General features: G+C 71.5%; 22 protein-coding genes. 3 read left to right on the forward strand and 19 right to left on the reverse strand.

Features of this window, described 5'->3' with window-relative positions; genetic code table 11:
* Positions 1–3: 3 nt before the first annotated feature.
* Genes nuoK through ACX1D3_RS14850 form a run of 12 tightly spaced genes read right to left on the reverse strand, consistent with a single transcriptional unit; the run spans position 4 to position 11762 of the window.
* Positions 4–303 carry an NADH-quinone oxidoreductase subunit NuoK gene (nuoK, locus tag ACX1D3_RS14795; protein ID WP_458994568.1) on the reverse strand — a complete coding sequence of 100 codons (300 nt, stop codon included), beginning with the start codon at positions 301–303 and terminating at the stop codon, positions 4–6.
* Complete coding sequence (locus tag ACX1D3_RS14800; RefSeq protein WP_458994569.1) at positions 300–1121, reverse strand: NADH-quinone oxidoreductase subunit J; 822 nt, start codon at positions 1119–1121, stop codon at positions 300–302. Before ACX1D3_RS14800 ends, nuoK begins: the two co-directional genes overlap by 4 nt.
* Positions 1118–1675, reverse strand: a complete 558-nt coding sequence (gene nuoI, locus ACX1D3_RS14805; protein WP_458994570.1) for an NADH-quinone oxidoreductase subunit NuoI — start codon at positions 1673–1675, stop codon at positions 1118–1120. The genes ACX1D3_RS14800 and nuoI overlap by 4 nt, the downstream gene beginning before the upstream one ends.
* Positions 1675–2997, reverse strand: a complete 1323-nt coding sequence (gene nuoH, locus ACX1D3_RS14810; protein ID WP_458994571.1) for an NADH-quinone oxidoreductase subunit NuoH — start codon at positions 2995–2997, stop codon at positions 1675–1677. The genes nuoI and nuoH overlap by 1 nt, the downstream gene beginning before the upstream one ends.
* A gap of 2 nt (positions 2998–2999) precedes the next feature.
* Positions 3000–5405, reverse strand: coding sequence for an NADH-quinone oxidoreductase subunit G (locus tag ACX1D3_RS14815; RefSeq protein ID WP_458994572.1), 2406 nt, complete (start codon positions 5403–5405; stop codon positions 3000–3002).
* Positions 5402–6715 (reverse strand): NADH-quinone oxidoreductase subunit NuoF, encoded by a 1314-nt coding sequence (gene nuoF, locus ACX1D3_RS14820; protein WP_458994573.1) that lies wholly within the window; start codon positions 6713–6715, stop codon positions 5402–5404. The genes ACX1D3_RS14815 and nuoF overlap by 4 nt, the downstream gene beginning before the upstream one ends.
* Positions 6712–7479, reverse strand: a complete 768-nt coding sequence (gene nuoE, locus ACX1D3_RS14825) for an NADH-quinone oxidoreductase subunit NuoE (protein ID WP_458994574.1) — start codon at positions 7477–7479, stop codon at positions 6712–6714. Before nuoE ends, nuoF begins: the two co-directional genes overlap by 4 nt.
* Positions 7476–8825, reverse strand: a complete 1350-nt coding sequence (locus ACX1D3_RS14830) for an NADH-quinone oxidoreductase subunit D (RefSeq protein ID WP_458994575.1) — start codon at positions 8823–8825, stop codon at positions 7476–7478. Before ACX1D3_RS14830 ends, nuoE begins: the two co-directional genes overlap by 4 nt.
* Positions 8825–9520: an NADH-quinone oxidoreductase subunit C gene (locus tag ACX1D3_RS14835; RefSeq protein ID WP_458994576.1), complete on the reverse strand. Its 696-nt coding sequence runs from the start codon at positions 9518–9520 to the stop codon at positions 8825–8827. Before ACX1D3_RS14835 ends, ACX1D3_RS14830 begins: the two co-directional genes overlap by 1 nt.
* Positions 9517–10071 carry a NuoB/complex I 20 kDa subunit family protein gene (locus tag ACX1D3_RS14840; RefSeq protein WP_458994577.1) on the reverse strand — a complete coding sequence of 185 codons (555 nt, stop codon included), beginning with the start codon at positions 10069–10071 and terminating at the stop codon, positions 9517–9519. The genes ACX1D3_RS14835 and ACX1D3_RS14840 overlap by 4 nt, the downstream gene beginning before the upstream one ends.
* A gap of 14 nt (positions 10072–10085) precedes the next feature.
* The gene (locus tag ACX1D3_RS14845) at positions 10086–10445 is read right to left on the reverse strand and encodes an NADH-quinone oxidoreductase subunit A (RefSeq protein WP_458994578.1); all 360 of its coding nucleotides are present in this window, start codon (positions 10443–10445) and stop codon (positions 10086–10088) included.
* Between the two features lie 18 nt (positions 10446–10463).
* A complete protein-coding gene (locus ACX1D3_RS14850) occupies positions 10464–11762 on the reverse strand; it encodes a geranylgeranyl reductase family protein (protein WP_458994579.1) in 1299 nt (432 codons plus the stop codon).
* A gap of 226 nt (positions 11763–11988) precedes the next feature.
* Between ACX1D3_RS14850 and ACX1D3_RS14855 the strand changes: the two genes are divergently transcribed.
* Complete coding sequence (locus ACX1D3_RS14855; RefSeq protein ID WP_458994580.1) at positions 11989–13254, forward strand: isochorismate synthase; 1266 nt, start codon at positions 11989–11991, stop codon at positions 13252–13254.
* A 30-nt stretch (positions 13255–13284) separates the two neighbouring features.
* On the opposite strand, the gene ACX1D3_RS14860 is transcribed toward ACX1D3_RS14855, so the two are convergent.
* Genes ACX1D3_RS14860 through ACX1D3_RS14870 form a run of 3 tightly spaced genes read right to left on the reverse strand, consistent with a single transcriptional unit; the run spans position 13285 to position 16317 of the window.
* Positions 13285–14916 carry a DUF6297 family protein gene (locus ACX1D3_RS14860; RefSeq protein ID WP_458994581.1) on the reverse strand — a complete coding sequence of 544 codons (1632 nt, stop codon included), beginning with the start codon at positions 14914–14916 and terminating at the stop codon, positions 13285–13287.
* Positions 14913–15563, reverse strand: a complete 651-nt coding sequence (locus ACX1D3_RS14865; protein WP_458994582.1) for an ABC transporter ATP-binding protein — start codon at positions 15561–15563, stop codon at positions 14913–14915. The genes ACX1D3_RS14860 and ACX1D3_RS14865 overlap by 4 nt, the downstream gene beginning before the upstream one ends.
* Complete coding sequence (locus ACX1D3_RS14870) at positions 15547–16317, reverse strand: alpha/beta fold hydrolase (protein ID WP_458994583.1); 771 nt, start codon at positions 16315–16317, stop codon at positions 15547–15549. The genes ACX1D3_RS14865 and ACX1D3_RS14870 overlap by 17 nt, the downstream gene beginning before the upstream one ends.
* 52 nt (positions 16318–16369) lie before the next feature.
* Between ACX1D3_RS14870 and ACX1D3_RS14875 the strand changes: the two genes are divergently transcribed.
* Together ACX1D3_RS14875 and ACX1D3_RS14880 are read left to right on the forward strand one after the other, a co-directional pair.
* A complete protein-coding gene (locus ACX1D3_RS14875; RefSeq protein ID WP_458994584.1) occupies positions 16370–17065 on the forward strand; it encodes a demethylmenaquinone methyltransferase in 696 nt (231 codons plus the stop codon).
* Between the two features lies 1 nt (position 17066).
* Positions 17067–18803, forward strand: coding sequence for a TM0106 family RecB-like putative nuclease (locus tag ACX1D3_RS14880; RefSeq protein WP_458994585.1), 1737 nt, complete (start codon positions 17067–17069; stop codon positions 18801–18803).
* A 28-nt stretch (positions 18804–18831) separates the two neighbouring features.
* On the opposite strand, the gene menD is transcribed toward ACX1D3_RS14880, so the two are convergent.
* The 4 genes from menD to ACX1D3_RS14900 are packed head-to-tail and all read right to left on the reverse strand — an operon-like array spanning position 18832 to position 23187.
* Positions 18832–20364: a 2-succinyl-5-enolpyruvyl-6-hydroxy-3-cyclohexene-1-carboxylic-acid synthase gene (menD, locus tag ACX1D3_RS14885; protein WP_458994586.1), complete on the reverse strand. Its 1533-nt coding sequence runs from the start codon at positions 20362–20364 to the stop codon at positions 18832–18834.
* Complete coding sequence (locus ACX1D3_RS14890; protein WP_458994587.1) at positions 20361–21308, reverse strand: o-succinylbenzoate synthase; 948 nt, start codon at positions 21306–21308, stop codon at positions 20361–20363. The genes menD and ACX1D3_RS14890 overlap by 4 nt, the downstream gene beginning before the upstream one ends.
* On the reverse strand, positions 21305–22183 hold the full coding sequence (locus ACX1D3_RS14895; protein ID WP_458994588.1) for a 1,4-dihydroxy-2-naphthoate polyprenyltransferase: 879 nt from the start codon (positions 22181–22183) through the stop codon (positions 21305–21307). The genes ACX1D3_RS14890 and ACX1D3_RS14895 overlap by 4 nt, the downstream gene beginning before the upstream one ends.
* The gene (locus ACX1D3_RS14900; RefSeq protein ID WP_458994589.1) at positions 22180–23187 is read right to left on the reverse strand and encodes an AMP-binding protein; all 1008 of its coding nucleotides are present in this window, start codon (positions 23185–23187) and stop codon (positions 22180–22182) included. Before ACX1D3_RS14900 ends, ACX1D3_RS14895 begins: the two co-directional genes overlap by 4 nt.
* Positions 23188–23200: the final 13 nt, after the last annotated feature.

Consider the following 23200-nt stretch of genomic DNA (forward strand, 5'->3'; position numbering starts at 1 on the left):
CCCTTAGAACTTCATCAGGTTGGCGTCGTCGACCGAGGCCGAGCGGCGGGCACGATACACGGCCACGATGATCGCGAGGCCCACCACGACCTCGGCCGCCGCCACCACCATCACGAAGAACGCCGCGATGAGGCCGTCGAGGTTGCCGTGGTAGTTGGCGAAGGCGACGAACGCCAGGTTCGTGGCGTTGAGCATGAGCTCGATGCTCATGAAGGCGATGATCGCGTTGCGGCGCAGCAGGAATCCCGCGACACCGATCGCGAAGAGGATCGCCGAGAGAACGAGGTAGCCCTCCGGGTTCATTCGTCGTCTCCTTCGATCTCGTCGGTCTTACCGGCGATGGCCGCGTAGGCGGAGGTGGTGGGGGCGCGGAGCTCGTTCACGTCGACGATCACGCCGCGCATGGCGAGCGTCTTCGACACCGACTTCTCGGCGATCGAGCCGTCGGGCAGCAGCGCGGGCGTGGAGATGGCGTTGTGCCGGGCGAACACGCCGGAGCTCGGCAGCGGGCCGGGGTGCACGCCGTCCTCGGCGTAGGCCCGCACGCGCTCCTGCAGGGACTCGACCTGCGTGGCCTTCTTCTTGAGCTGCTCGCCGTGCGCGAGGATCATGGCGCCGACGGCGGCCGTGATCAGCAGGGCCGCGGTGGCCTCGAAGATGAACACGTAGCGGGAGAACAGCAGCGCCGCGAGCGACGGGATGTTGCCGCCGTGCTCGGCGTTGGCCTCCGTGAGGCCCGCGGGGGCCCCGTTGACAGCGAACTGCCCGACGCCGAGGATCAGCAGCCCGCCGAGGCCGATGGCCACGAGGATCGCGGAGACGCGATGCCCCTTGATGGTCTCGACCACCGAGTCTGTGGAGTCGACGCCGACCAGCATGACCACGAACAGGAACAGCATGAGGATGGCGCCGGTGTAGACGATGATCTGGATCACGAACAGGAACGGCGCGTCGTTGGCGGCGTAGAGCACGGCGAGGCTCACCATCACGCCGGCCATCCAGATGGCCGAGTGGACGGGCTTGCGCGAGAGCAGGAGCCCGAGCGCGCACAGGACCGCGATGGGTGCGCAGACCCAGAAGGCCACCTCACTGGCGGTCACCAGCGGGATCAAGGGCATCATTGGGCTGCTCCTGTGGTTGCGGCGGTGCGGGTGTCCGGCTTGCCGGTCTCCGGGAGGCCGAGGAAGTAGGCCTGCTCGTCGTGTCCGAGCCGGCGCGGGTGCGGGGGCTGCTCCATGCCGCTGAGCAGCGGGGCCAGCAGGTCCTGCTTCTCGTAGATCAGCTTGGTGCGCGAGTCGTCGGAGATCTTGAACTCGTTGGTCATGGTGAGGGCGCGCGTGGGGCACGCCTCGATGCACAGCCCGCAGAAGATGCAGCGCAGGTAGTTGATCTGGTAGACGCGGCCGTAGCGCTCGCCGGGCGAGTAGCGGTCGTCGTCGGTGTTGTCTGCACCCTCGACGTAGATCGCGTCAGCCGGGCACGCCCAGGCGCACAGCTCGCAGCCCACGCACTTCTCCAGGCCGTCGGGCCAGCGGTTGAGCTGGTGCCGGCCGTGGAAGCGGGGCATGGTGACCTTCTCCGCGCCCTTCTTGTGCGGGTACGACTGCGTGAAGGTCTTGCGGAACATCGTGTTGAACGTGACACCGAACCCGGCCCACGGATCGAGCAGTCCCATCAGGATTCCTTCCCTTCGGTGGCGGCGGGAGCGGCCGGCTCGGCCTCGTCCCCACGCCCGGAGACGACACCCGCGAACTCGGGCAGGATCTGGCCGGCCCGCGGCGGCGTCGGGTACCCGCCGGCGAACGCGTCGAAGATCTCCGGCTCGCCGTCGGCCTCAGCGGGCTCGGGCTCGTCGGAGACGTCGCTCTTCCCGCCGAAGATCAGGTAGACCACCACGATCAGGGCGAGCCCGAGGCCGATGGTGTAGCCGGGGGCGACGGCGATCATCAGGATCCACACCAGCGAGATCGGGATGAGGCCCTTCCAGCCCAGGTTCATGAACTGGTCGTACCGGAAGCGCGGCAGGGTGCCGCGGAGCCAGACGAACACGGAGATCAGCAGCTGGACCTTGAGGAAGAAGAACACGGGGCCGAGCCACGGGTTGTTCATGAACGGGATCAGGTTCAGCGGCCACGGCGGCAGGTAGCCGCCGAGGAACAGCGTGGTGGCCACGGCCGAGACGGTGGCCATGTTGATGTACTCGGCCAGGAAGAACATGGCGTAGCGGAAGCCGGAGTACTCGGTGAGGTACCCCGAGACCAGCTCCGACTCACACTCGGGCAGGTCGAACGGCGCACGGTTGGTCTCGCCCACCATGGCGATGGCGTAGATGACGAAGGAGGGGAACAGCAGGATGGCGTACCAGCCGGTGATCCCGGGATCGAACGTCGTCTCGGTGAACGGCACCCGGAAGAGGATGGTCTGCTTCTGCGCCTCGACGATCTGCGAGGTGGACATGGATCCCGCCTGCAGGAACACCGCAACCATCGACAGGCCCATGGCGATCTCGTAGGAGATCATCTGCGCGGTGGAGCGGATCGAGCCGAGGAACGAGTAGGTGGAGTTTCCCGCCCAGCCGGCCAGCACGATGCCGTAGATGCCGATGGAGGCCACCGCCAGGATGAACAGCGTGGCCACGGGCAGGTCCGTGACCTGCAGCCTGGTGGTGACTCCGAAGATCTCCACCTCACCGCCGAACGGGATGACCGTCCAGGTGGTGAACGCCGCGACACCGGTGAGGATCGGCGCCAGGTTGAACACCCACTTGTCCGCATTCTTGGGGCGGAAGTCCTCCTTGGCGAGGAGCTTCGCGCCGTCTGCCAACGCCTGCCCCAGGCCGAGGGGCCCGTTCATGATGGGGCCGAGGCGGTGCTGCATCTTGCCGACGAGGCGGCGCTCGTACCAGACGTTGAAGATGGTCCACACCAGGAGGATGACGAACAGCGCCACCACCTTGATCAGGATCAGCCACCAGGGGTCCTGGAAGAAGATGTTCATGCTCAGGCTCCTTCATCCACAGAGACGGCCGCCACGGAGGCGGGCGCGCCGGGCGTCGCGGGGAGGCGATCGACGCTGTTGGGGTTCAGCGGAACCCAGACCACGTCGTCGACCATGCCGGGGGTGACCTCCACCGGGAGGATCACCGACACTCCGCCGGCCTCGACGGTGGCGACCTCGCCGAGGCCGAGGCGGCCGGCCGTGGCGGCGGACACCCGGGCGACGGCGGGGCGGGCCGTGGCCCGGAGCGCCAGCTCGTTGTCGTTGCCCTGCGAGGCGTCGAGCAGTTCCCGCCAGCCGGCCAGGCGGATGCCGCCGTCCGACGCGGCCGAGGCCGTCGTGGGCGTGGCGGTGCGCTGACCCTCCCAGGCGCCGAGCTCGATCAGGTCCGCGTAGGCCTGCTTCGAGGCGCGGAACCCGAGGCCGGAGCCCATCGCGTCGGCGAGGGCGGCCAGGATCCGCAGGTCCGTCATGGGCGAGGTGATGTTCTTGTTGACCACCCGCACGCGCCCGTGGCGGTGCTCCCAGTTGAGGAAGTGGCCGGACTGCTCCTCGAGGAGGGCGGCAGGGAAGACCACGTCCGCGCGCTCGGTGACCGGGGAGAGCCGCTGTTCGATGCTGACCACGAACTCAGCCTTCTCCAGGCCGGAGAGCGCGGTGGCGGGATCGGCGAGGTCAGCCGGGTCCACGCCGGCGACGACGAGCGCCTTGAGCGACCCGGCCGCGGCTGCGGCGAACTGCTCGTCCGCAGCCAGGCCCGCCTCGGAGGGAAGCGAGGCGAGCCCCCAGTGCGAGGCCACGTCCACGCGGGCGGTGGCGTCGCCGACCGGCCGCCCGCCGGGCAGGAGGCCCGGAAGGCAGCCCGCCTCGACGGCGCCGACGTCGCCGGCGCGGCGCGGGATCCACGCCAGCCGGGCACCCGTGGCGTCCGCCAGAGCCGCGACGGCGCTCAGCAGGCCGGGGACCGTGGCCGCCCGCTCCCCCACCAGGACGACGGTTCCGGCGTCGAGTCCGGGGAGCGCGTCCAGGGCCGCGACCTCGCCGCCCGGCGCGACGGGCACGACGGTGGCGGAGAGCTTCTCGGAGCCGCGCGACGCGAACGGGGCCAGAGTGGTGACCTTGAGCCGGTTGCGGCGCACGGCCTTGCGGAGGCGGAGGAACACGATCGGCGACTCGTCCTCGGGCTCGAAGCTCACGAGGACCACCTGGGAGGCGGCCTCGAGGTCCGAGTACGTCACCGACTGCGCGAGCGTGCGCCCGGCGACGCGGGACGAGAGGAAGGCGGCCTCCTCCGAGGAGGCGGGGCGCGAGCGGAAGTCGACGCTGTTGGTGCCGAGGACGGCGCGGGCGAACTTCGCGTAGCCGTAGGCGGCCTCGACGGTCAGCCGACCGCCGGTCTGCACGCCGACGGAGGTGCCCGCGGCCTGAAGACCGAGGACGGCCGCGTCGATGGCCTCGGGCCAGGACGCCGGCTGCAGGACGCCGTCGCGGCGGACGAGCGGGTGCGTGACCCGGTCCTCGCCGCGGCTGTACATGAAGCCGAAGCGGCCCTTGTCGCAGCTCCATTCCTCGTTGACATGCGCGTTCTCCGACGCGAGGCGGCGCTTGACCTGGTGGTGACGCTGATCGGCGCGCAACTCGCAGCCGGAGGCGCAGTGCTCGCAGGTCACGGTGGTCGACACGAGATCGAAGGGGCGGGCCTGGAACCGGTAGGCGGCCGAGGTGAGCGCGCCGACCGGGCAGATCTGCACCACGTTGCCGGAGAAGTACGAGTCGTAGGGGTCCTGCTCGTAGGTGCCGATCTGCTGGAGCGCGCCGCGCTCCACCAGGGCGATGAACGGATCTCCGGAGATCTGCTCGGAGAACCGGGTGCAGCGGGCGCAGAGCACGCAGCGCTCACGGTCCAGCAGGATCTGTGCGGAGATGCTGACGGGCTTGGGGAACGTGCGCTTGAGCTCGCGGAAGCGGCTCTCGCCCGGGCCGTGCGAGAGCGCCTGGTTCTGCAGGGGGCACTCGCCACCCTTGTCGCAGATGGGGCAGTCGAGCGGGTGGTTGATCAGCAGCAACTCCAGCATGCCGACCTGCGCCTTCTTGGCGACGGGCGAGCTGACCTGGGTGTTGACCTTCATCCCCTCGGCCACGGGCATGGTGCAGGAGGCCTGCGGCTTGGGGAATCCGCGGCCGTTTCCGGCGTCGGGGATGTCCACCATGCACTGACGGCAGGCGCCGACCGGGTCGAGGAGCGGGTGGTCGCAGAAGCGCGGGATCGCGGTGCCGATCATCTCGGCGGCGCGGATGATGAGCGTGCCCTTGGGGACGCTGACCTGTGTGCCGTCGATGGTCAGGGTGACCAGGTCCGGCTTCGGCGCCACCTCCTCGCCGATCGTCGTCTTGGTGTCGACGCTCATCGAATCTCTCCTTCAACGGCGAACAGCGCGCTCTTCTCGTAGGGGAACAGCTCCCGGGCAGGCGTGTGGTAGCCCAGCTCGAACTCCGCGCGGAAGTGCTTGACCGCGCTCGTCACGCAGGCGACGGCGCCGTCGGCGAGCGCGCAGAAGGAGCGGCCGCCGATGTTGTCGCAGATGTCGAGCAGCTTGTCGACGTCGCCCTCCTGGGCGGTGCCGGCCTCGAACTTCATCAACAGCTGCACCAGCCACCACGACCCCTCGCGGCAGGGGGTGCACTTACCGCAGGACTCGTGCTTGTAGAACTCGACGAACCGCAGCGTGGTGCGCACGATGGAGGTGGTCTCGTCGAAGACCTGCAGCGCCTTGGTGCCCAGCATGCTGCCGGCCCCCGCCATGCCCTCGTAGTCGAGGGGGAGGTCGAGGTGCTCGGCGGTGAGGATGGGCGTCGATGAGCCACCGGGGGTGAAGAACTTGAGCTCACGCCCGCCGCGGATGCCGCCGGAGAGCTCCAGCAGCTGCCGCATGGTGATGCCCATCGGGGCCTCGAACTGGCCGGGCCGGGCCACGTGGCCGGAGAGCGAGTAGAGCGTGAAGCCGCTCGACTTCTCCGAGCCCATGGACTTGAACCAGTCCGAGCCGTTGGCCAGGATCGCCGGGACCGACGCGATGGACTCGACGTTGTTGATCACCGTGGGCGAGGCGTAGAGGCCCGCGACGGCGGGGAACGGCGGGCGCAGGCGTGGCTGACCCCGTCGGCCCTCGAGGGAGTCGAGCAGCGCCGTCTCCTCGCCGCAGATGTAGGCGCCCGCACCGGCGTGGACGATGATGTCCAGGTCGTAGCCGGTGCCCAGGATGTTCTTGCCGAGGTAGCCGGCGGCGTAGGCCTCGCGCACGGCCTGCTGCAGCCGTCGGATGACGTGGAGCACCTCGCCGCGACAGTAGATGAACGCGGTGTGCCCGTTGATGGCGTAGGACGAGATGATGACGCCCTCCACCAGGGTGTGGGGCGTGGCGAGCATGAGCGGCATGTCCTTGCAGGTGCCGGGCTCCGACTCGTCGGCGTTGACCACGAGATACTTCGGATTGGGGTTGTCCTGCGGCACGAAGGACCACTTCATGCCCGTCGGGAAGCCAGCGCCTCCGCGACCGCGGAGGTTGGCCTCCTTGACGAGGTTGACCACCTCGACGGGCTGCATGGCAAGCGCCTTGCGCAGGGCTCGGTAGCCTCCGGTGGCCTCGTAGCGCGACAGCTTCCACGAGTTGTCCTCGCCCCACTGGGCGGACAGGACCGGGGTCAGCAGATCGGTCACTTGGTGGCCTCCGGGTTCTGAGCTGCCTTGGCGGCCACCGGCCTGGCTGCCGCCGGCTTGGCTGCCGCCGGAGCGGACCAGTTGTTCTCACGGGCGATCTCGCGGCCCAGCAGCGACGCGGGGCCGGCCGAGGGGCCCTCGTCGGCGCGGCCGTCCGGGAACCCTGCCAGCACGCGCTCCGCCTCCCGCCATGATGTGAGGGTCGCGCCGCGGGGCGAGACCACCTCGTCGTCGGCGAGCAGCGCGTCGAGCAGCTCGTCGAGCTTCGCGGGGTCCATGTTGTCGAAGAACTCCCAGTTGACCATCGCGACGGGCGCGAAGTCGCAGGCCGCGTTGCACTCCAGCCGCTCCAGGGACACCTGGCCGTCCGGCGTGGTCTGGTTCTCGTCGATGCCGAGACGCTTCTTGGCCCGGTCCAGCAGGATGTCGCCACCCATCACCGCACACAGCGCGGTGGTGCAGACGCCGACGTGGTGCTTGCCGGCGGGGCGCCTCTTGTACATGGTGTAGAAGGTGGCCACGCCGGAGACCTGCGCGGTGGTGATGCCGAGGACGTCGGCGCACACCTCGATGCCGCGGGGGCTGACGCGGCCGTCGACCGACTGCACCAGGTGCAGCATCGGCAGCAGCGCCGAACGGGGCTGCGGGTACCGGGCGGCCAGTTGGCGGAGCTCGTCGATCGTGGTGTCGTCGATGTTGGTCGACTGATCCGAGTAGTCCACCGAGCCGGACTCGGGGAAGTTGCTGGCAAAGTGGCCGCTCATCGGTCCACACCTCCAAGGACGGGGTCGAGGCTGGCGATCGCGACGACGACGTCTGACATCATGCCGCCCTCGCACATCGCCGGGATGGACTGCAGGTGGTTGAATCCGGGGTCCCGGAAGTGGACCCGGTAGGGGCGCGTGCCCCCGTCGGAGACGACGTGGCAGGCCAGCTCGCCCTTGGGCGACTCGATGGCCTGGTAGACCTGCCCGACCGGCACCTTGAAGCCCTCGGTGACGATCTTGAAGTGGTGGATCAGCGCCTCCATGGACTCGCCCATGATGTGCTTGATGTGCTCGTTCGAGTTGCCCTGGCCGTCCGCGCCGACGGACAGCTGAGCTGGCCACGCGATCTTGGTGTCGGCCACCATCACGGGCTGACCCTGCGTGCGCTCGAGGCGCTCGAAGCACTGCTCGACGATCCTCAGCGACTCCCAGCACTCCTGGAGACGGATCCGGAATCGGCCGTAGGAGTCGTTGGAGTCCCAGGTGACGGTCTCGAAGTCGTAGGTCTCGTAGCCGCAGTAGGGCTGCGTCTTGCGCAGGTCCCAGTCGTAGCCGGTGGCGCGCAGCGGCGGCCCGGACATGCCCATCATCGTGGCCGCGGTGAGGTCCATCACGCCGACGTTCGAGAGGCGCCCGATGAAGATGGGGTTCTCGTTGCAGAAGGTGGCGTACTCGGGCAGGTGCTTCTTCAGCCAGTCGATGACCGTGCGGAGGTGGCTGAGGCCGTCCTCCGGCAGGTCGTTGGCGACGCCGCCGGGGCGGATGTAGGCGTGGTTCATCCGGAGGCCGGAGAGGCCCTCGAGGAAGTCGAGGATCATCTCGCGCTCACGGAACGCCACCGTCATGACGGTGAGGGCGCCGATCTCCATGCCGCCGGTGCCCATGGCCACCAGGTGCGAGGCGATGCGGTTGAGCTCCATCACCAGCACGCGGATGATGCTGGCCCGCTCGGGGATGTCGTCGGTGATGCCCAGCAGCTTCTCGACGGCGAGGCAGTAGACCGCCTCGTTGAACAGCGGGGCCACGTAGTCCATGCGGGTCACGTAGGTGACCCCCTGGGTCCACGTCTTGTACTCCATGTTCTTCTCGATGCCGGTGTGCAGGAAGCCGATGCCCGGACGGATCGAGGTGACGGTCTCGCCGTCCATCTCCAGGAGCAGGCGGAGCACGCCGTGCGTCGAGGGATGCTGCGGGCCCATGTTGACCACGATGGTCTCGTCGCCGCGTTCGGCCTGCTCCGAGGCGATGTCGGACCAGTCGCCGCCCTGCGCCAGGTAGACGCGGTCAGCCTTGTCGTCCTCCGACCCCGCGAAGACGTCTTCGGTCGCTGCGTGCGTGCTCATCAGGAGTAGTCCCTCCGGTTGTCGGGAGCGGGAACCTTGGCGCCCTTGTACTCGACGTCGACGCCGCCGAGCGGGTAGTCCTTGCGCTGCGGGTGGCCCTTCCAGTCGTCGGGCATGAGGATGCGGGTCAGCGACGGGTGGCCGTCGAAGACGATGCCGAACATGTCCCAGGCCTCACGCTCGTGGTAGTCCACCATCGGGTAGGTGGCCACCACGGACGGGATGTGGGGATCCTCCTCGGGGCACGAGACCTCGAGCCGCACGCGGCGGTTGTGGGTATAGCTGAGCAGGTGGTAGACCACGTGCAGCTCGGCGCCCCTCTCCTGCGGGTAGTGCACGCCGGAGACCGAGACGCAGACCTCGAAGCGCAGGTGGGCGTCGTCGCGGAACTGGCGCACGACGTCCAGGAGCTGCTCGCGGGGCACGTAGATGGTCAGCTCGCCGCGGTCGAACAGGATCCGGGCGTCGGCCAGCTCCGGGATCACCTCGAGCGCGCGGGCGTAGATGCCGTCGAACGGCTCGCCGAAGGGGCCCTCGGAGCGGCCGGGCATCACGAGCTCGCGGGTGAGGCCACCGTAGCCGGAGGTGTCGCCGGAACCGCGCGACCACATGCCCTCGGTGCGCGCGAAGACGGGCTGGGAGGCGGGGGCCGCCGCCTGTGCCGGCAGGTTCTGCTCGGGCTGGGTCTCGCTCATCGCATGAGTCCCTTCATCTCGACCTTGGCCGGGGCGATGAGTGCGGCGCGCTCGGCCTCCTCGATGGCGGCCACCTCGTTGACGCCGATGGGGCGCTGCTGCACCTTCTCGCGCAGCTTGAACATGGCCTCGATCAGCATGTCCGGCCGCGGCGGGCAGCCGGGGATGTACATGTCCACGGGGAGGAAGTGGTCGCAGCCCTGCACGATGGCGTAGTTGTTGAACATGCCGCCGGAGGAGGCGCAGGCGCCCATGGAGATGACCCACTTGGGGTTGGGCATCTGGTCGTAGACCTGGCGCACGACGGGCGCCATCTTCTGCGACACGCGGCCGGAGACGATCATGAGGTCCGCCTGGCGCGGGGAGGCGCGGAACACCTCCTGGCCCCAGCGGCCGGCGTCGTAGCGCGGCGTGCCGTAGGCCATCATCTCGATGGCGCAGCAGGCCAGACCCATCGTCGCGGGCCAGAAGGAGGCCTTGCGCAGCCAGCCGAAGACACCCTCGACCGTGGTCAGGAGGATGCCGCTGGGGAGCTTGTCTTCGATACCCATATCCGGATTTCCCCTCAGTCCCAGTCGAGGCCGTTGCGGCGCAGGACGTAGAAGTATGCGATGAACACGGTGACGATGAAGATGATCATCTCCACCACGGCGAACGTGCCGAGCTGCCGGTAGGCCACGGCCCACGGGAACAGGAACACCACCTCGATGTCGAAGATGATGAACAGCATCGCCGTGATGTAGTACTTGACCGGGAACCGGCCGCCGCCGACGGGCTGCGGCGTGGGCTGGATGCCGCACTCGTAGCTGTCGTACTTGGCCCGGTTGTAGCGGCGCGGACCGACGACGAGGCTCAGCGACATCGAGATCACGACGAAGACGGTGGCGAGAACCACCATGCCCACGATCGGGATGTAAGGATTCATGTCCTGGTTTCCTTCCGGTCAGGCCGAGGGCGCAGCCTTGCACAGTGTGTTGATGATGCGGTCCATGGCATCACCGCCATGTGAGTCGGTGAGGTTGGCCAGCAGCTTCAACACGAAGCGCATCAGGGTCTTGCGGGGCAGCCCGTACTTGGTGCACAGGTGCATGATCCGCGGGTCCCCGATGAGCTGCACGAAGATGGTGCCGAGGCGATAGTAGCCACCCAGGCTTGCCTTGAGTTGTTCGGGGTAGGCCTGCATGGCCTTCTCGGCGGATCTGGTGCCGACCCCGCGCGAAAACGCCTCGGCCAGGGCCGAGGCGGCCATCTCCGCCGATTCCATCGCGTAGGCGATGCCCTCGCCGTTGAAGGGGTTGACCATGCCGCCCGCGTCGCCCACCAGGATGAGGCCGCGGCCGTAGTGCGGCTGCCGGTTGAAGGCCATGGGGAGCGCCGCGCCCTGCACGGTGCCCACCATGTTCTGGTCACGGAAGCCCCACTCCTCGGGGGTGTTCTCGAGCCAGCGCTTGAGGAGCGCCCGGTAGTCGGTCTTGCCGAAGCCCTTGGAGGTGTTGAGCACGCCGAGGCCGACGTTGGAGGTGCCGTCGCCCATGCCGAAGATCCAGCCGTAGCCGGGCATGAGGGTGGACTCGTGGGGCTTGCCGTCCCACAGCTCCAGCCAGGACTCGAGGTAGTCGTCGTTGGTGCGCGGCGACGTGTAGTAGGTGCGCACGGCCACGCCCATGGGGCGGTCGTCACGCTTGGTTACGCCCATGGACACCGCGAGGCGCGACGAGTTGCCGTCTGCGGCCACCACGTAGGGGGCGCTGAAGGAGCGGCCGTCCTTGGTGGTGACGCCGGTGATGCGCCCGGTGCGGTCGTCGAGGACGGCGCCGTGTACGTTGGCGCCCTCCACCAGGGTGGCACCCTGCGCGACGGCGTGGCGCGCCAGCATGTCGTCGAAGTCCGAGCGGGGCCGCACCAGGCCGTAGGGCGGGAAGTCCGTGAGGTCCGGCCAGGGCAGCTCGAAGGGCTCCGTGCGGCCGCCGTAGACGCGCAGGCCCTTGTTGTGCAGCCAGCCGTTGGCCTCGGAGGTGTCGATGCCGATGCGGGTCAGCGCGCGGGTGGCGCGGGGGGTGAGGCCGTCTCCGCAGACCTTCTCCCTGGGGAAGTGCGACTTCTCGAGGAGCGTCACGTTCAGGCCGTGCCGTGCCAGGTACGCGGCCGTCGACGACCCTCCAGGCCCGGCCCCGACGACGATGACGTCGGACTCCGTGGGGGTATCGGCGGGTGCCGCGCCATCAGGCTTGGCGAACGACATGCATGACTCCTGTCACCGGCGGCGGATCTCGGGGTCAGTCTAGGGGGTGCCCCGAGATTTCGGCCAAACCCGGCCCCCAAGCCCGGAAGCGCCCATGACAAGCACCTGCGCCGAGAATTACGCACCTACTACGTTGCGTAATCCGTCGGCCCTTGCCGGGCTCCGGGCGGGCGCCGCGGGTGGCCCGCCCGCGCGCCCCCACCACACCGGGAAGGGGTGAGCCGCTATGCTCGCGAAGGTGATTCTGGACTTCGGCAGTGCACGGATGAGGGCGACCACCGTCGCCATCCCGGACCCCGGGCCGCTCGAGCGCTTTCTGCCTGAGTCGGCCCCCGGCTGCGCCTTCGTGCGCCGGGGCGAGGGGTTCGTCGCGCTGGGCGAGGTGGCCCGGTTCGAGACCGACACCCTCGAGGCGGCCGACGTGTGGTGGGACGAGATCTCCAACCAGATCGACCACGACTCGGAGATGCCCGGCGAGTTCGGCATCGGCCCGCTCGCGGTGGGCACCTTCACGTTCGACCCCGACCGCTCCGAGGACCGCTCGGTGCTCATCGTCCCCGAGATCATCGTGGGCAGGCGCGGCGGCGTGTCGTGGATGACGCGCCTGGGAGACTCGCGCCGCACCACCACGCTCCCCCCGCTCGGTGAGCCCACCGTCGCGCCACGCGGCCTGGAGCTTCTCGGAGGGTCCATGGGCGAGGGCATCTGGACCGAGATCGTCGGCGAGGTGGTCGAGCTCATCCGCCGGGACGAGGTGCACAAGGTGGTGCTCGCCAGGGACCTGCGCGTGCGGGCCGAGGCGCCCCTGGACCTGCGCTACCTCCTGGCCGAGCTGACCTCCGCCTACCCGATGACGTGGGCCTACCTCGTCGACGGCATGGTGGGCGCCACGCCGGAGCTGCTGCTGCGCCGGCAGGGGGGCCTGGTCACGTCGCGGGTGCTGGCGGGCACGGTGTGGCGCGACGCGGAGGGCGTCGACCCGCTGGCCAAGGCCGCCGAGCTGGCCCGCTCCCAGAAGGACATCTCCGAGCACGAGTTCGCCGTCGAGTCCGTGGCGTCCGCGCTGGCGCCCTACTGCAGCGCCATGAACGTGCCCGAGGCGCCGTCGGTGCTGAAGCTGCCGAACGTGCTGCACCTCTCCACCGACATCACCGGGGTGGTCAACCAGGCGGCGAGCGCCCTGACCATCGCCGCGGCGCTGCACCCCAGCGCGGCGGTGTGCGGCACGCCGACGCACCTTGCGATGGACATCATCAGCGAGCTGGAGTCCCTGGACCGCGGGCGCTACGCCGGCCCGGTGGGCTGGGTGGACACCCAGGGCGACGGCGAGTGGGCCATCGCGCTCCGCGGCGGCCAGGTGCGGCCCGGCAGCCCGGAGGAGATCCAGCTGTTCGCCGGCGCCGGGATCGTGGCTGACTCGTCGCCCGAGGCCGAGCTGGAGGAGACCGGCGCGAAGTTCGTGCCGATGCTCCAGGCCCTCGGGCTCATCTGAGGCACCCGCCCCTGCACGGGTGATCCCGGGTCAGCGCTTCCGCTGCACCTGGATCTTCTGATTCCCCGGAGCCGCGGCACCGCCGCTGCGGCGCGCCCTCTCCTCCTCCAGCTGCTTCTTCTGTTCGGCCTGCTGCTCCAGCATCGCGTCCCTGTCCAGCCCCGAGCGCAGGATCATGAAGGCGATCACGGCGATGATCAGCGAGATCCACACCGGCCAGCCGAACACGATGGGCAGGGTGACGAGCGCCACGATGTCCACCCCGCGCAGCAGCGAGAACATCAGGCCCGGCGGCATGGCGCCGATGCCCGTGGCGACGATCGGCCCCGAGTAGTCGGCAGGCTTCGCCGATACCCACCGGACGGCGGCCAGCAGCCCGGCGATGCCGGTCACCAGGGCCGAGGACGCCGCGGTCACCGGATCCGAGGCCACTCCCCCGGCCACGCCGAGGAAGGCCGGGAAGGCGCCGATGGTCCAGAGCAGCGCGAGGACGGCCGGCACGATCATGGCCGCCTGCTTGATCTGGCCCGGGTCGAACGGCAGGCACCGCTGCAGGCCCTTGGTGCGGGTCAGCACGCGCAGCGAGTTCATGAACGGCACCAGCGCGGCCAGGAGCACGAGGGCGGAGATGGGCGGGTTGAGCATGGCCAGGCCCAGCGCCTGGACGGCGTAGGGGATCACGATCGTGGCCACCAGGGTGATCAGCGGCATCGGCTGGCGCCACAGGCGCTGCACGTCGCGCATGACGAGCGCGCCCAGCCCGGAGCCGGTGCCGCGCGTGGGCCGCACGTGGCCGCGCTTCTTCGCCTTCGCCTCCACCAGGATGTCGCGGATGAGGGCGAACTCCAGCGCGAACGCCGCGCCCTGCAGGCCGCTGAGCAGCGACCCGCCCGAGGTCAGGCGCTGGCGCCTGATGTTGCGCAGGCGGTGGAAGGCGAGCATGCCGGCCACCACGATCAGCAGCAGGCCCACGCCCGCGATGATGTAGGCCAGCTCGACGGCCAGCAGGGTCAGCCCGCCGAGGTCCATCCACCCCGCGGCGCCGCTGACGAGCAGCACCATGGTGGCGATGGCGGCGGCGCCGATGATCCACTGCACCCCGGTCACGATCCAGTGCCGGTCCACGCCCTGCTCGGCCGCGGCGAAGGCGATGAGCCCTGCGGCGCCGAGGCCGCCGGCGAGGGCCCAGATGCCGACCTCGGCCGCCCCCGACCCGGTGAGCGAGGCGATGAGCGCGCCGGCGGCGGCTCCAAGAACGGCGGCGGCCGCGATGGCGCCGACGAGCCGCCCGGCGAGGATCCGACGGCGGTCGGTGGGGCCGTCCATGAGCCAGAACCCCTCGGCCGAGGAGGCCACGACCGGGCCGAACAGCCTGGCCACGACGAGGGTGAAGGCGAGGACCCCGGCCACCGACGCCCAGGGGAGGAGCCCCCGCGCCGCCACGCAGCCGGCCGTCTCGCAGATGGAGGCCGTCTCCTGCGCCTGGAGGATGGACGACACCATCATGGCGCCGATGACCACGATGGAGAAGACCATCACGTAGCCGTCGGACAGCGCCTGCCAGAGGCTGCGGTCCGCCCTGCCCCGACGCCAGTCGCGCATGAGCAGCTTGAGCTGCTTCTCGTCGACGACGCCCACCTCGGTGAGCCGCTGGTCCATCATCGGGCGCCCGTGAGGCGGAGCTCGCGCGCCCCGATCGCCTGCAGCAGGGAGGGCTCGTGGCTGGCCAGCACGATGGCGAGCCCGCCGGCGAGCTCGGCCTTCAGCCGCTCCCCCAGCCAGGCGACGCCCTCGACGTCGAGGCGCTGCTCTGGCTCGTCGAGCACCAGCAGCTGACGCGGGCGCACGAACGCCGTGGCCAGGGCCAGGCGCCGGCGCTGGCCCGACGACAGGGTGCTCGGCAGCTGCCCGGCCTGCGGCACGAGCTGCACCTCCTCGAGCACCTCGTCGACGAGGTCGTCGGGGTTGTGCAGTCCGTGCGCCCGGGCAAGAAGGTCGAGGTGCTCGACCACGCTGAGGTCCGGGAAGAAGTCCAGGTCGTCGATGACTGTGGCGACAGTGCGTCGGATCACCGGGTTGGTCTCGGTCACCTTGGTGCCGTTGACCGTTACGGTGCCCTCGTCCGGCCGGTCGGCGCCGACGAGGCAGCGCAGCACGGTGGACTTGCCCGCGCCGTTGCGCCCGGTGAGCGCGACGGCCTCCCCCGCGTGCACCTTCATGCTGAAGTTCTCGATGATGGTCACGGGCCCGTAGGCCTTCTTGAGGTTGTCGACCTGGAGCACGACGTCTTTCTTAGCCACGTCCGCCATTGTGACCCATCGGCGAAGCCCGGGCACATCGGCCTCGTGGCTGGCGGGGCACCGCCGCCCCGTCGACGAAGTGCCGGATGCGCGCCGCGACATCGGGCGCGTGCGTCAGGGGAGCGAAGTGCGTCGCCCCGCGGATGGTCTCGAGCCTCGACCCGGAGACCAGGTTGAGGTATCGGCGCTCGTCGATGCGCATCTGGTCGAACTGCCCGTTGATGAAGACCAGCGGGCACCGCACGTCGGCCAGCACCCGGGGCGGGCAGTCGCGGGCGACGGCACGCCACACGCCGGGCAACTCCGCGTACGAGGCCTCCTCGTCCAGGAGCCCGCCCCGCACGCCCAGGCGGCGAGCCACCGCGCCGCGGAGTCGGGCGAGACGACGGTGGCTCACCCGCCCGGTGAGCCAGGCGAAGAGCCTGTAGGGGGCGGCGAACCTCCCCCGCGGGTTGCCGGTTGCGCCGACGATGACAACGCCGGCGAGGCCGCCGCGCCTCGCCGCGTAGAGGCCGCACAGATATCCGCCCAGGCTGTGGCCCACCAGAACGACGGGCGCGGCCACCGAGGCGGCGACGGCGATGGTGTCCAGCGCGCCGTCGATGGTGAAGGGCTCCGCCCGCCGCGCCCCGTGCCCCGGGAGGTCCACGGCCACCACGTCGAGGCCGGGAAGCAGCGCCGGGTAGTCCGCCCACTGGGCCGACGAGGACATGGACCCGTGCACGAGGACCACGCGGGGCTGCGGTGTCGCGGACGAGGCCATGCACCCAGCATGCCCCGAGGCTGTCGGTTGCCACGACCACTAGGCTGCGGGAATGCAGAATCAGCGGGCCACGATGGACAAGCGACGCGGCGATGTGGCCGCCATGTTCGACGGAGTGGCCAAGCGGTACGACCTGTTCAACTCGGTGCTCAGCCTCGGGCAGGTGCACGCCTGGCGCCGCGCCACCGTCGCGGCCATCGCCCCGCGACCGGGGCAGCGGATCCTGGACCTGGCCGCCGGCACGGGCACGTCGTCGGCCGTGCTGGCCGAGGCGGGGGCCTACGTGGTGCCGTCGGACATCTCGCTGGGGATGCTCCGCCAGGGCCGGCTGCAGCAGCCCCACCTGGACTTCGTGGCGGGGGACGCGCTGGCCCTCCCCTTCGCCGACGACACGTTCGACGCGGTCACCATCTCCTACGGCCTGCGCAACGTGGAGCGGACCCTGGACGCGCTGATCGAGATGCGCCGCGTCACGAAGCCGGGCGGCCGGCTGGTCATCGCCGAGTTCTCCACCCCCACCAACTCCGTGTTCCGGCACATCTACACCAACTACCTCGTGGCCGCGCTGCCCACCATCGCCAAGCTCTCCAGCAACCCGGTGGCCTACGGCTACCTGGCCGAATCCATCCTCGCCTGGCCGGACCAGCGGGGGCTGGCGTCGTTGATGGCCGAGGCGGGCTGGTCAGGGGTCGAGTGGCAGGACCACGCGGGGGGCATCGTCGCGCTCCATCGCGGCTGGAACGCCTGACGTGACGGGGTTCGTGCTGGACGCCTACGCGGCGCGGAGCTGCCCGGTCAAGACCTTCCACACCTTCGACCCGACGGTGGCGCAGCCCGCCGCCCCGCCGGACGAGTCCCTGCGCGAGTCCTTCCAGGGCGGCTCGGACTTCCGCGACGCGGTGCTGAACCGGCTGGTGGCGGAGAACGACGGGGCGGTGGACCTCCGCCCCCTCCACAGCGACGGCGCCTCCTGGGAGGAACGGCAGGAGGCCTGTCTCCACGCGATGGGGGCGGGCGCGTCGGTGGTGGTGGGCGGCGTCCTGCCGCTGGACCTCGACGGGCACCGCAGCGGCAGGCCCGATGCCCTCATCCGCGGCGCGGACACCGCCTCGGGCGCGCCGGGCTACTGGCCCATGAAGGTCAAGCCGTACCGGGTGCGCGAGAAGCAGGTGGGCGGCACCACCCTGGCGTGGTCCGCGATCGGCTCGGTGGGCAGCCGCGAACCGCTGCCGGATCAGCGCTACCGCGTGTACCGCGAAGGCGCGCTGCTGGAGCTGGCCCACCACTGGCGGCTGCTGGAGTCCTGCGGGTTCGCCTCCGCGGAGCCGCTGGCGGCCGTGGTGGGGGACGACCGGACCCAGGGCGCCGAGCCCACCCTCACCTGGGTGGACCTGACCGCCAGGTTCATCCGCACCTACTCGCGCAGCGCCGGCCACAAGTTCCGCTCCGCGCTCGAGCGCTACGACCACGAGCACGGGTTCCGCGTGTACGTGGCGCAGCGCGCCGCTGAGCGCACGGGCGTCGACGACCCGCCGCCGGTGGTGCGGCCCATCCGGGTCAAGGAGTGCGAGTGGTGCTCATGGTGGACGGTGTGCCGCCCCCGGATCGACGACGACGACCTCTCGCTGCGCATCTCCAAGGCGCCGCTGGACGTCCGCGAGCTGCAGACGCTCATGAGCCTCGGCATCACCACGGTGGCGCAGCTGGCGGAGGCTGACGTCGACGAGCTGCTCCCCCGCTACCTTCCCCTCACCGGGCACCGGGACCGGCCCGAGCAGCGCCTCCGGCAGGCGGCCCTGCGTGCCCGGATGCTGGCCAACGGGGTCGAGCTGGAGCGGGTGAGCGTGGACGCCATCGGGGTGCCGCGCGCCCCCGTCGAGGTGGACTTCGACATCGAGACCGCCGACGACGGCACCGTGTACCTGTGGGGCGCCCTCGTGGCCGGCGACGACGGGTCCGAGACCCCGCGCTACGTGGAGTTCTCCCGGTTCGAGGCCCAGGCCGGGTCCAGGGAGTTCGAGCTTGCCGAGGAGTTCGGCCGGTGGCTGCTCGCGATGGTGGAGCGCCACCCGGACCTGCGGGTCTACCACTACAGCGACTACGAGACCGTCCATCTGCGGCGGCTCGCCGAGCGCAGCGGCAGCGCGGTCCTCGCAGAGGTGTGCGGCCTGGTCCGCACCCACTTCGTGGACCTGTTCAGCTTCATCAGGGACAACTTCGTGGGCGTCGACGGCCTGGGCCTGAAGGTGGTGGCCTCCCGGGGCGCCGGCTTCTCCTGGCGCGACGAGGAGCCGGGCGGCCTGGCGTCGCAGTCCTGGTTCAGCGAGGCGGTCGGCGGCCCCACGCCCGAGGTGCGGGAGGCGGCGCGGACGCGGGTGCTGCAGTACAACGAGGACGACGTGCGGGCCACCCTGGCGGTGCGGGAGTGGCTGACGCGGCTGGACGGGAGCGCCGCCGTCGACGCCGCGCACCCTCCCACCGAGTGAGGCCCCGCCCCGGGAGCTGAGGCGGGCCTCAGGGACGGGGCACGCGGGCCACGATCAGCTCGGCGTCGCCCGCCAGCGCGCCGGCGAGCCCGGCCACGCTGCCGACCTCGACGGCGCGCCAGCCCAACGCCTCCCCCACCGCCACCAGGTCCAGGCCCTGCGGGGTGCCGAAGACGCGCTCGAAGGCCTCGGCGTAGTCCGCCGCGCCCTGCTCGAGCCCGTGGAAGATGGAGCCGCCGCCGTCGTCGGCCACCACGATCCGCAGCCGGCCGCGAGGCTCCTGCGCCGGGCGGACGAGGGCACCCAGGTCGTGTTGGAGGGTGAGGTCGCCCAGCAGCACCGTCGTGGGGCGGCCGCCGGCCAGCGCGATGCCCGTGGCCGTGGCCACCGTGCCGTCGATCCCTGCCAGCCCACGGTTGGCGAAGACGCGCGGAGGCGCCGACGAGACGGGCGAGAGGTCCGCGGCCCGGATGATCGAGCTGGAGCCGAGCACCAGGTCGTCGCCGGCGCCCAGCGCGGCCAGCACCGCGTCCGCCACGTGCCGTCGCGTGAATCCCGCGCCCGGCCCGGGACCGGTGTCGGCGGCCCTCCAGGCCTCGAGCCACGCCGGGTCCTGGTCCGCCAGCAGCACCCGGTCCGCGACGACGTCGGCCCTGTGCCCCGGGTCCACCCAGGAGGCCGTGGGGCTCACCACCACCACCTCCACGTCCCGCCGCGACACCAGCGCCGTCACCGGCCGCGACAACGTCGGGTGCCCGACCACCACCACGCGTTCGATGCCGGCGCCCACGCCGTCGAGCAGGTTCCGGTAGCCGGCGATCGCGTTGGGTCCGCTGCGGGCGTTCGACGACGGCTCCGCCAGCAGCGGCGCACCTGCCACCTCGGCCAGCGCGCGCGCCTCCAACCCGACGGTGGGCGTCGTGTCGCCCACGAGCACCACCGTCCGGCGCCCGTCGAGCTCGACGGCGGTGTGCCCGCCCGAGCGCGCCACCTCGAGCCCGCGCGGCCGCGACCCCGGCAACTCCCCCACCAGCGGCGGGGCGAACTCCACGTTGAGCTGGACGGGCCCCGGCTGCCTGGTCCGCCGGCCCTCGGCCAGCACGACGGCGCGGTGCACGCCCGCCGCCCAGCCGTCGGCCTCGCCCGACTCCGACGACAGCCGGACCACGCCCAGCGCGGACGGCCCGAACGCCCCCACCTGGTCGGTGGTCTGGTTGGCCCCGGTGCCGACGAGGTGGGCGGGCCGGTCCGCGGTGACCAGCACCAGCGGGACCCCCGCGGCGCGGGCCTCCATCGCGGCCGGGGCGAGGTTCGCCACTGCCGTGCCTGAGGTGGTGACCACGGCCACGGCGCGCCCTGACTCCTTCGCCAGGCCGAGGGCCGTGAACCCGGCCACGCGCTCGTCGACGCGCACGTGGAGCCGCAGCGCGCCCGCCCCGTCCGCCCGGTGCGCGGCCAGGGCAAGCGCGGCGCTGCGCGACCCGGGCGACAGCACCACGTCGGTGACGCCCATCCCGAGGAGGGCGTCCACCACCACCGATGCCAGCTCGACGCTGCTCAACGCCCCTCCTCCACGATGCCTCGGACCCGCTGCCACCGATCCAACCAGAAGCGCGTCAGCTCGGGACCCGCCGCGTGCCGCGACAGCAGTTCCGGATCGGCCTCCACGTCGCGCACGACGAGCCCCCCGGCCACCGGCACCAGTGGCCGCGACACCAGGTCTGCCGCCAGCAGGCGCCCCGTCTCGAGGCCGCAGGCGTAGGGCAGCTCGGGCAGCGCCGCCGCGAGCGCGAGCCCGGCCCGCAGCCCGATCGAGGTCTCCACCGCGCTGGAGACCACCACCGGCATCCCCAGCTCCTCGGCCAGGGCGAGGCAGGCCCGCACTCCCCCCAGCGGCTGGACCTTCAGCACCGCGATGTCCGCGGCTCCCGCGTCGCGCACCCGCAGCGGGTCGGCGGCGCGCCGGATGGACTCGTCGGCGGCGATCGGCACGCCGAGGTCCATGGCGCGCAGGGCCGCCAGGTCCTCGACGGAGGCGCACGGCTGCTCCGCGTACTCCAGCCCGAGCGGCGCCAGCTCACGCAGCGCCTCCCGAGCCGCCGTCAGGGACCATCCCCCGTTGGCGTCCACCCGGATCCGGGCCTCCGGCAGCGCCGAGCGCACGGCCGCGACCCTCGACACGTCGTCGTCCAGCCTCTCCCCCGCGGCCGCGACCTTGATCTTGACCGTCCGGCACCGGGAGGCGACTGCGCGGGCCGCCGCGTCGACGGGGTTGAGGGCCGGCACGATGCCGTTGACCTCGACGCGGCCCCGGACCGCCGTCGGGTAGCCCTCCTCGGCGGCCTCGAGCGCGGCCAGCAGCCAGGCGGAGGATTCGACGTCGTCGTACTCGGGGAACGGGCTCCACTCGGCCCACCCGGCGCGCCCCTCCATCACCACGCCGCTGCGCCGCGTCAGGCCCCTGAACGGGACGCGCAGCGCGACGTCGAAGACGTGGAGCCTCATCCCAGCAGCGTTCCGGCGAGCAGACCGGCGGCGATGCCGATCTCGGCCATGCCGGTGGAGGCGATGACGGGGATGAGCGCCCTCCCCGAGGCCCCGCCGAGCACGAGGCGCAGCGGCCTGACCAGCAGCGGGGCGCCCGCCAGGCCCAGGAGCGCCCACCAGGTGGTGAGCGCGGCGAACGCGAGTGTCGCGGCCACGGCGGCCGCGGCGAGGACCGCGAAGAAGATCCGGCTGCGCCGGTCGCCCAGCCGGACCGGCAGCGTCATCTTGCCGGAGGCCTCGTCGGTGGCGATGTCGCGGAGGTTGTTGGCCACCAGGATGGCGCTGGCCAGCGAGCCGACGGCGGTGGCCGCCAGCCAGGCGTGCGGGGGCGCCGCGCCCGCGATGACGAAGCAGGTGCCGACGGTGGCCACCAGCCCGAAGAACACGAACACCATCACCTCGCCCAGGCCGAGGTAGCCGTAGGGCTTGGCGCCGCCGGTGTAGTACCAGGCGGCCAGGATGCTGAGCGCGCCTACAGCGACGAGCCACCACTGCCCGCTGAGCGCCACCACGACGAGCCCCACCACCCCCGCGACCGCGAACGCGCCGAACGCCGCGGCCTTGACCGCGCGCGCCGAGGCCAGGCCGGAGGCGACCAGCCGCGTGGGGCCGACGCGGTCGTCGTCGGTGCCGCGCACGCCGTCGGAGTAGTCGTTGGCGTAGTTGACGCCCACCTGCAGGGCCAGCGCGACGACCAGGCACAACGCCGCGGCGAGCCAGTCGTGGCGCCCGAGGGCGGCGGCGCTGGCGGACCCGGCCAGGATGGGGGCGACGGCGGCGGGCAGCGTTCGCGGGCGGGCGCCGGCCACCCACAGGGAGAGCGTTTCGTTCATGACCGGAGCAACTCTAGGAGCTTTTCCCGGTCCGGCTTGCCACCGGCGGTCCGCGGCAGTGCCCCTAGCACCACCAGTTGCCGCGGCAGGGCCGCCGCCGGGAGCGCGGCGCGGAGCCGGTCGCGCCAGGCGCCGAGCTCGCCGGTGCGCGCGAAGAGCACCACCCGGGCGCCCCACTCGTCGTCCGGCACGGCCAGCACCTCCGTCTCCGGGTCGAGGGCCGCGACGGCCCGCCGCACCCCGGCCAGGTCCACGTTGACGCCGCCGCTGATCACCACGTCGTCGATGCGGCCGTCGATGACCAGCCGCCCGTCAACCCAGCGTCCGCGGTCGCGGGTGAGGACCGCGCCGTCGACGAGTGTCGCGGCGGTGCCGGCCGGGTCGTCGAGGTAGCCGGCGAACGTGGTGGGGCCGGCCAGCGACACCCGGCCGTCCGGCCCGAGGCGCACCCCCACGCCCGGGAGCGGCACCCCGTCCCACACCACGCCGCCGCAGGTCTCGCTCATGCCGTAGGTCTCGATCACCGCGATGCCGGCCGCCTCGGCGCGCGCCCTGAGCTCCGGGCCGAGCGCGGAGCCGCCGACGAGCACCGCGTCGAACCGGGCCAGCGTCGCGGCCACGGCCGGCGACTGCAGGGCGCGGTAGAGCTGCGTGGCGACGATGGACACCGCGTTGCGCCCTGGAGCCGGAGCGAGGTCGGTCAGCGAGGCGTCCGCGACCCTCACGCCGTCGCCCCGAAGCCCGCGCACCAGCACCATCAGGCCCGCCACATAGCGCGGCGACAAGGCCAGATGCCAGGTCGCGGAGTACCCCAGCCGCTCGTGGGCCGCGTCGGCCGCCGCGGCGAGGGCCGCCCTGGGGAGCAGGACCCGCTTGGCCCGGCCGGTGGAGCCGGACGTGCCCACGACGGCGTGTCCGGCCGGCGGCGTGCCGGGGCCGTCGGCGAGCCACAGGCCCTCGCCGTCGTCGAGGAGGCGGCGCACGGCGTCGATCCACTGCTCCATTCCCGCACCCTAT

The sequence above is a fragment of the Tessaracoccus yangjingae genome, from assembly GCF_054483935.1.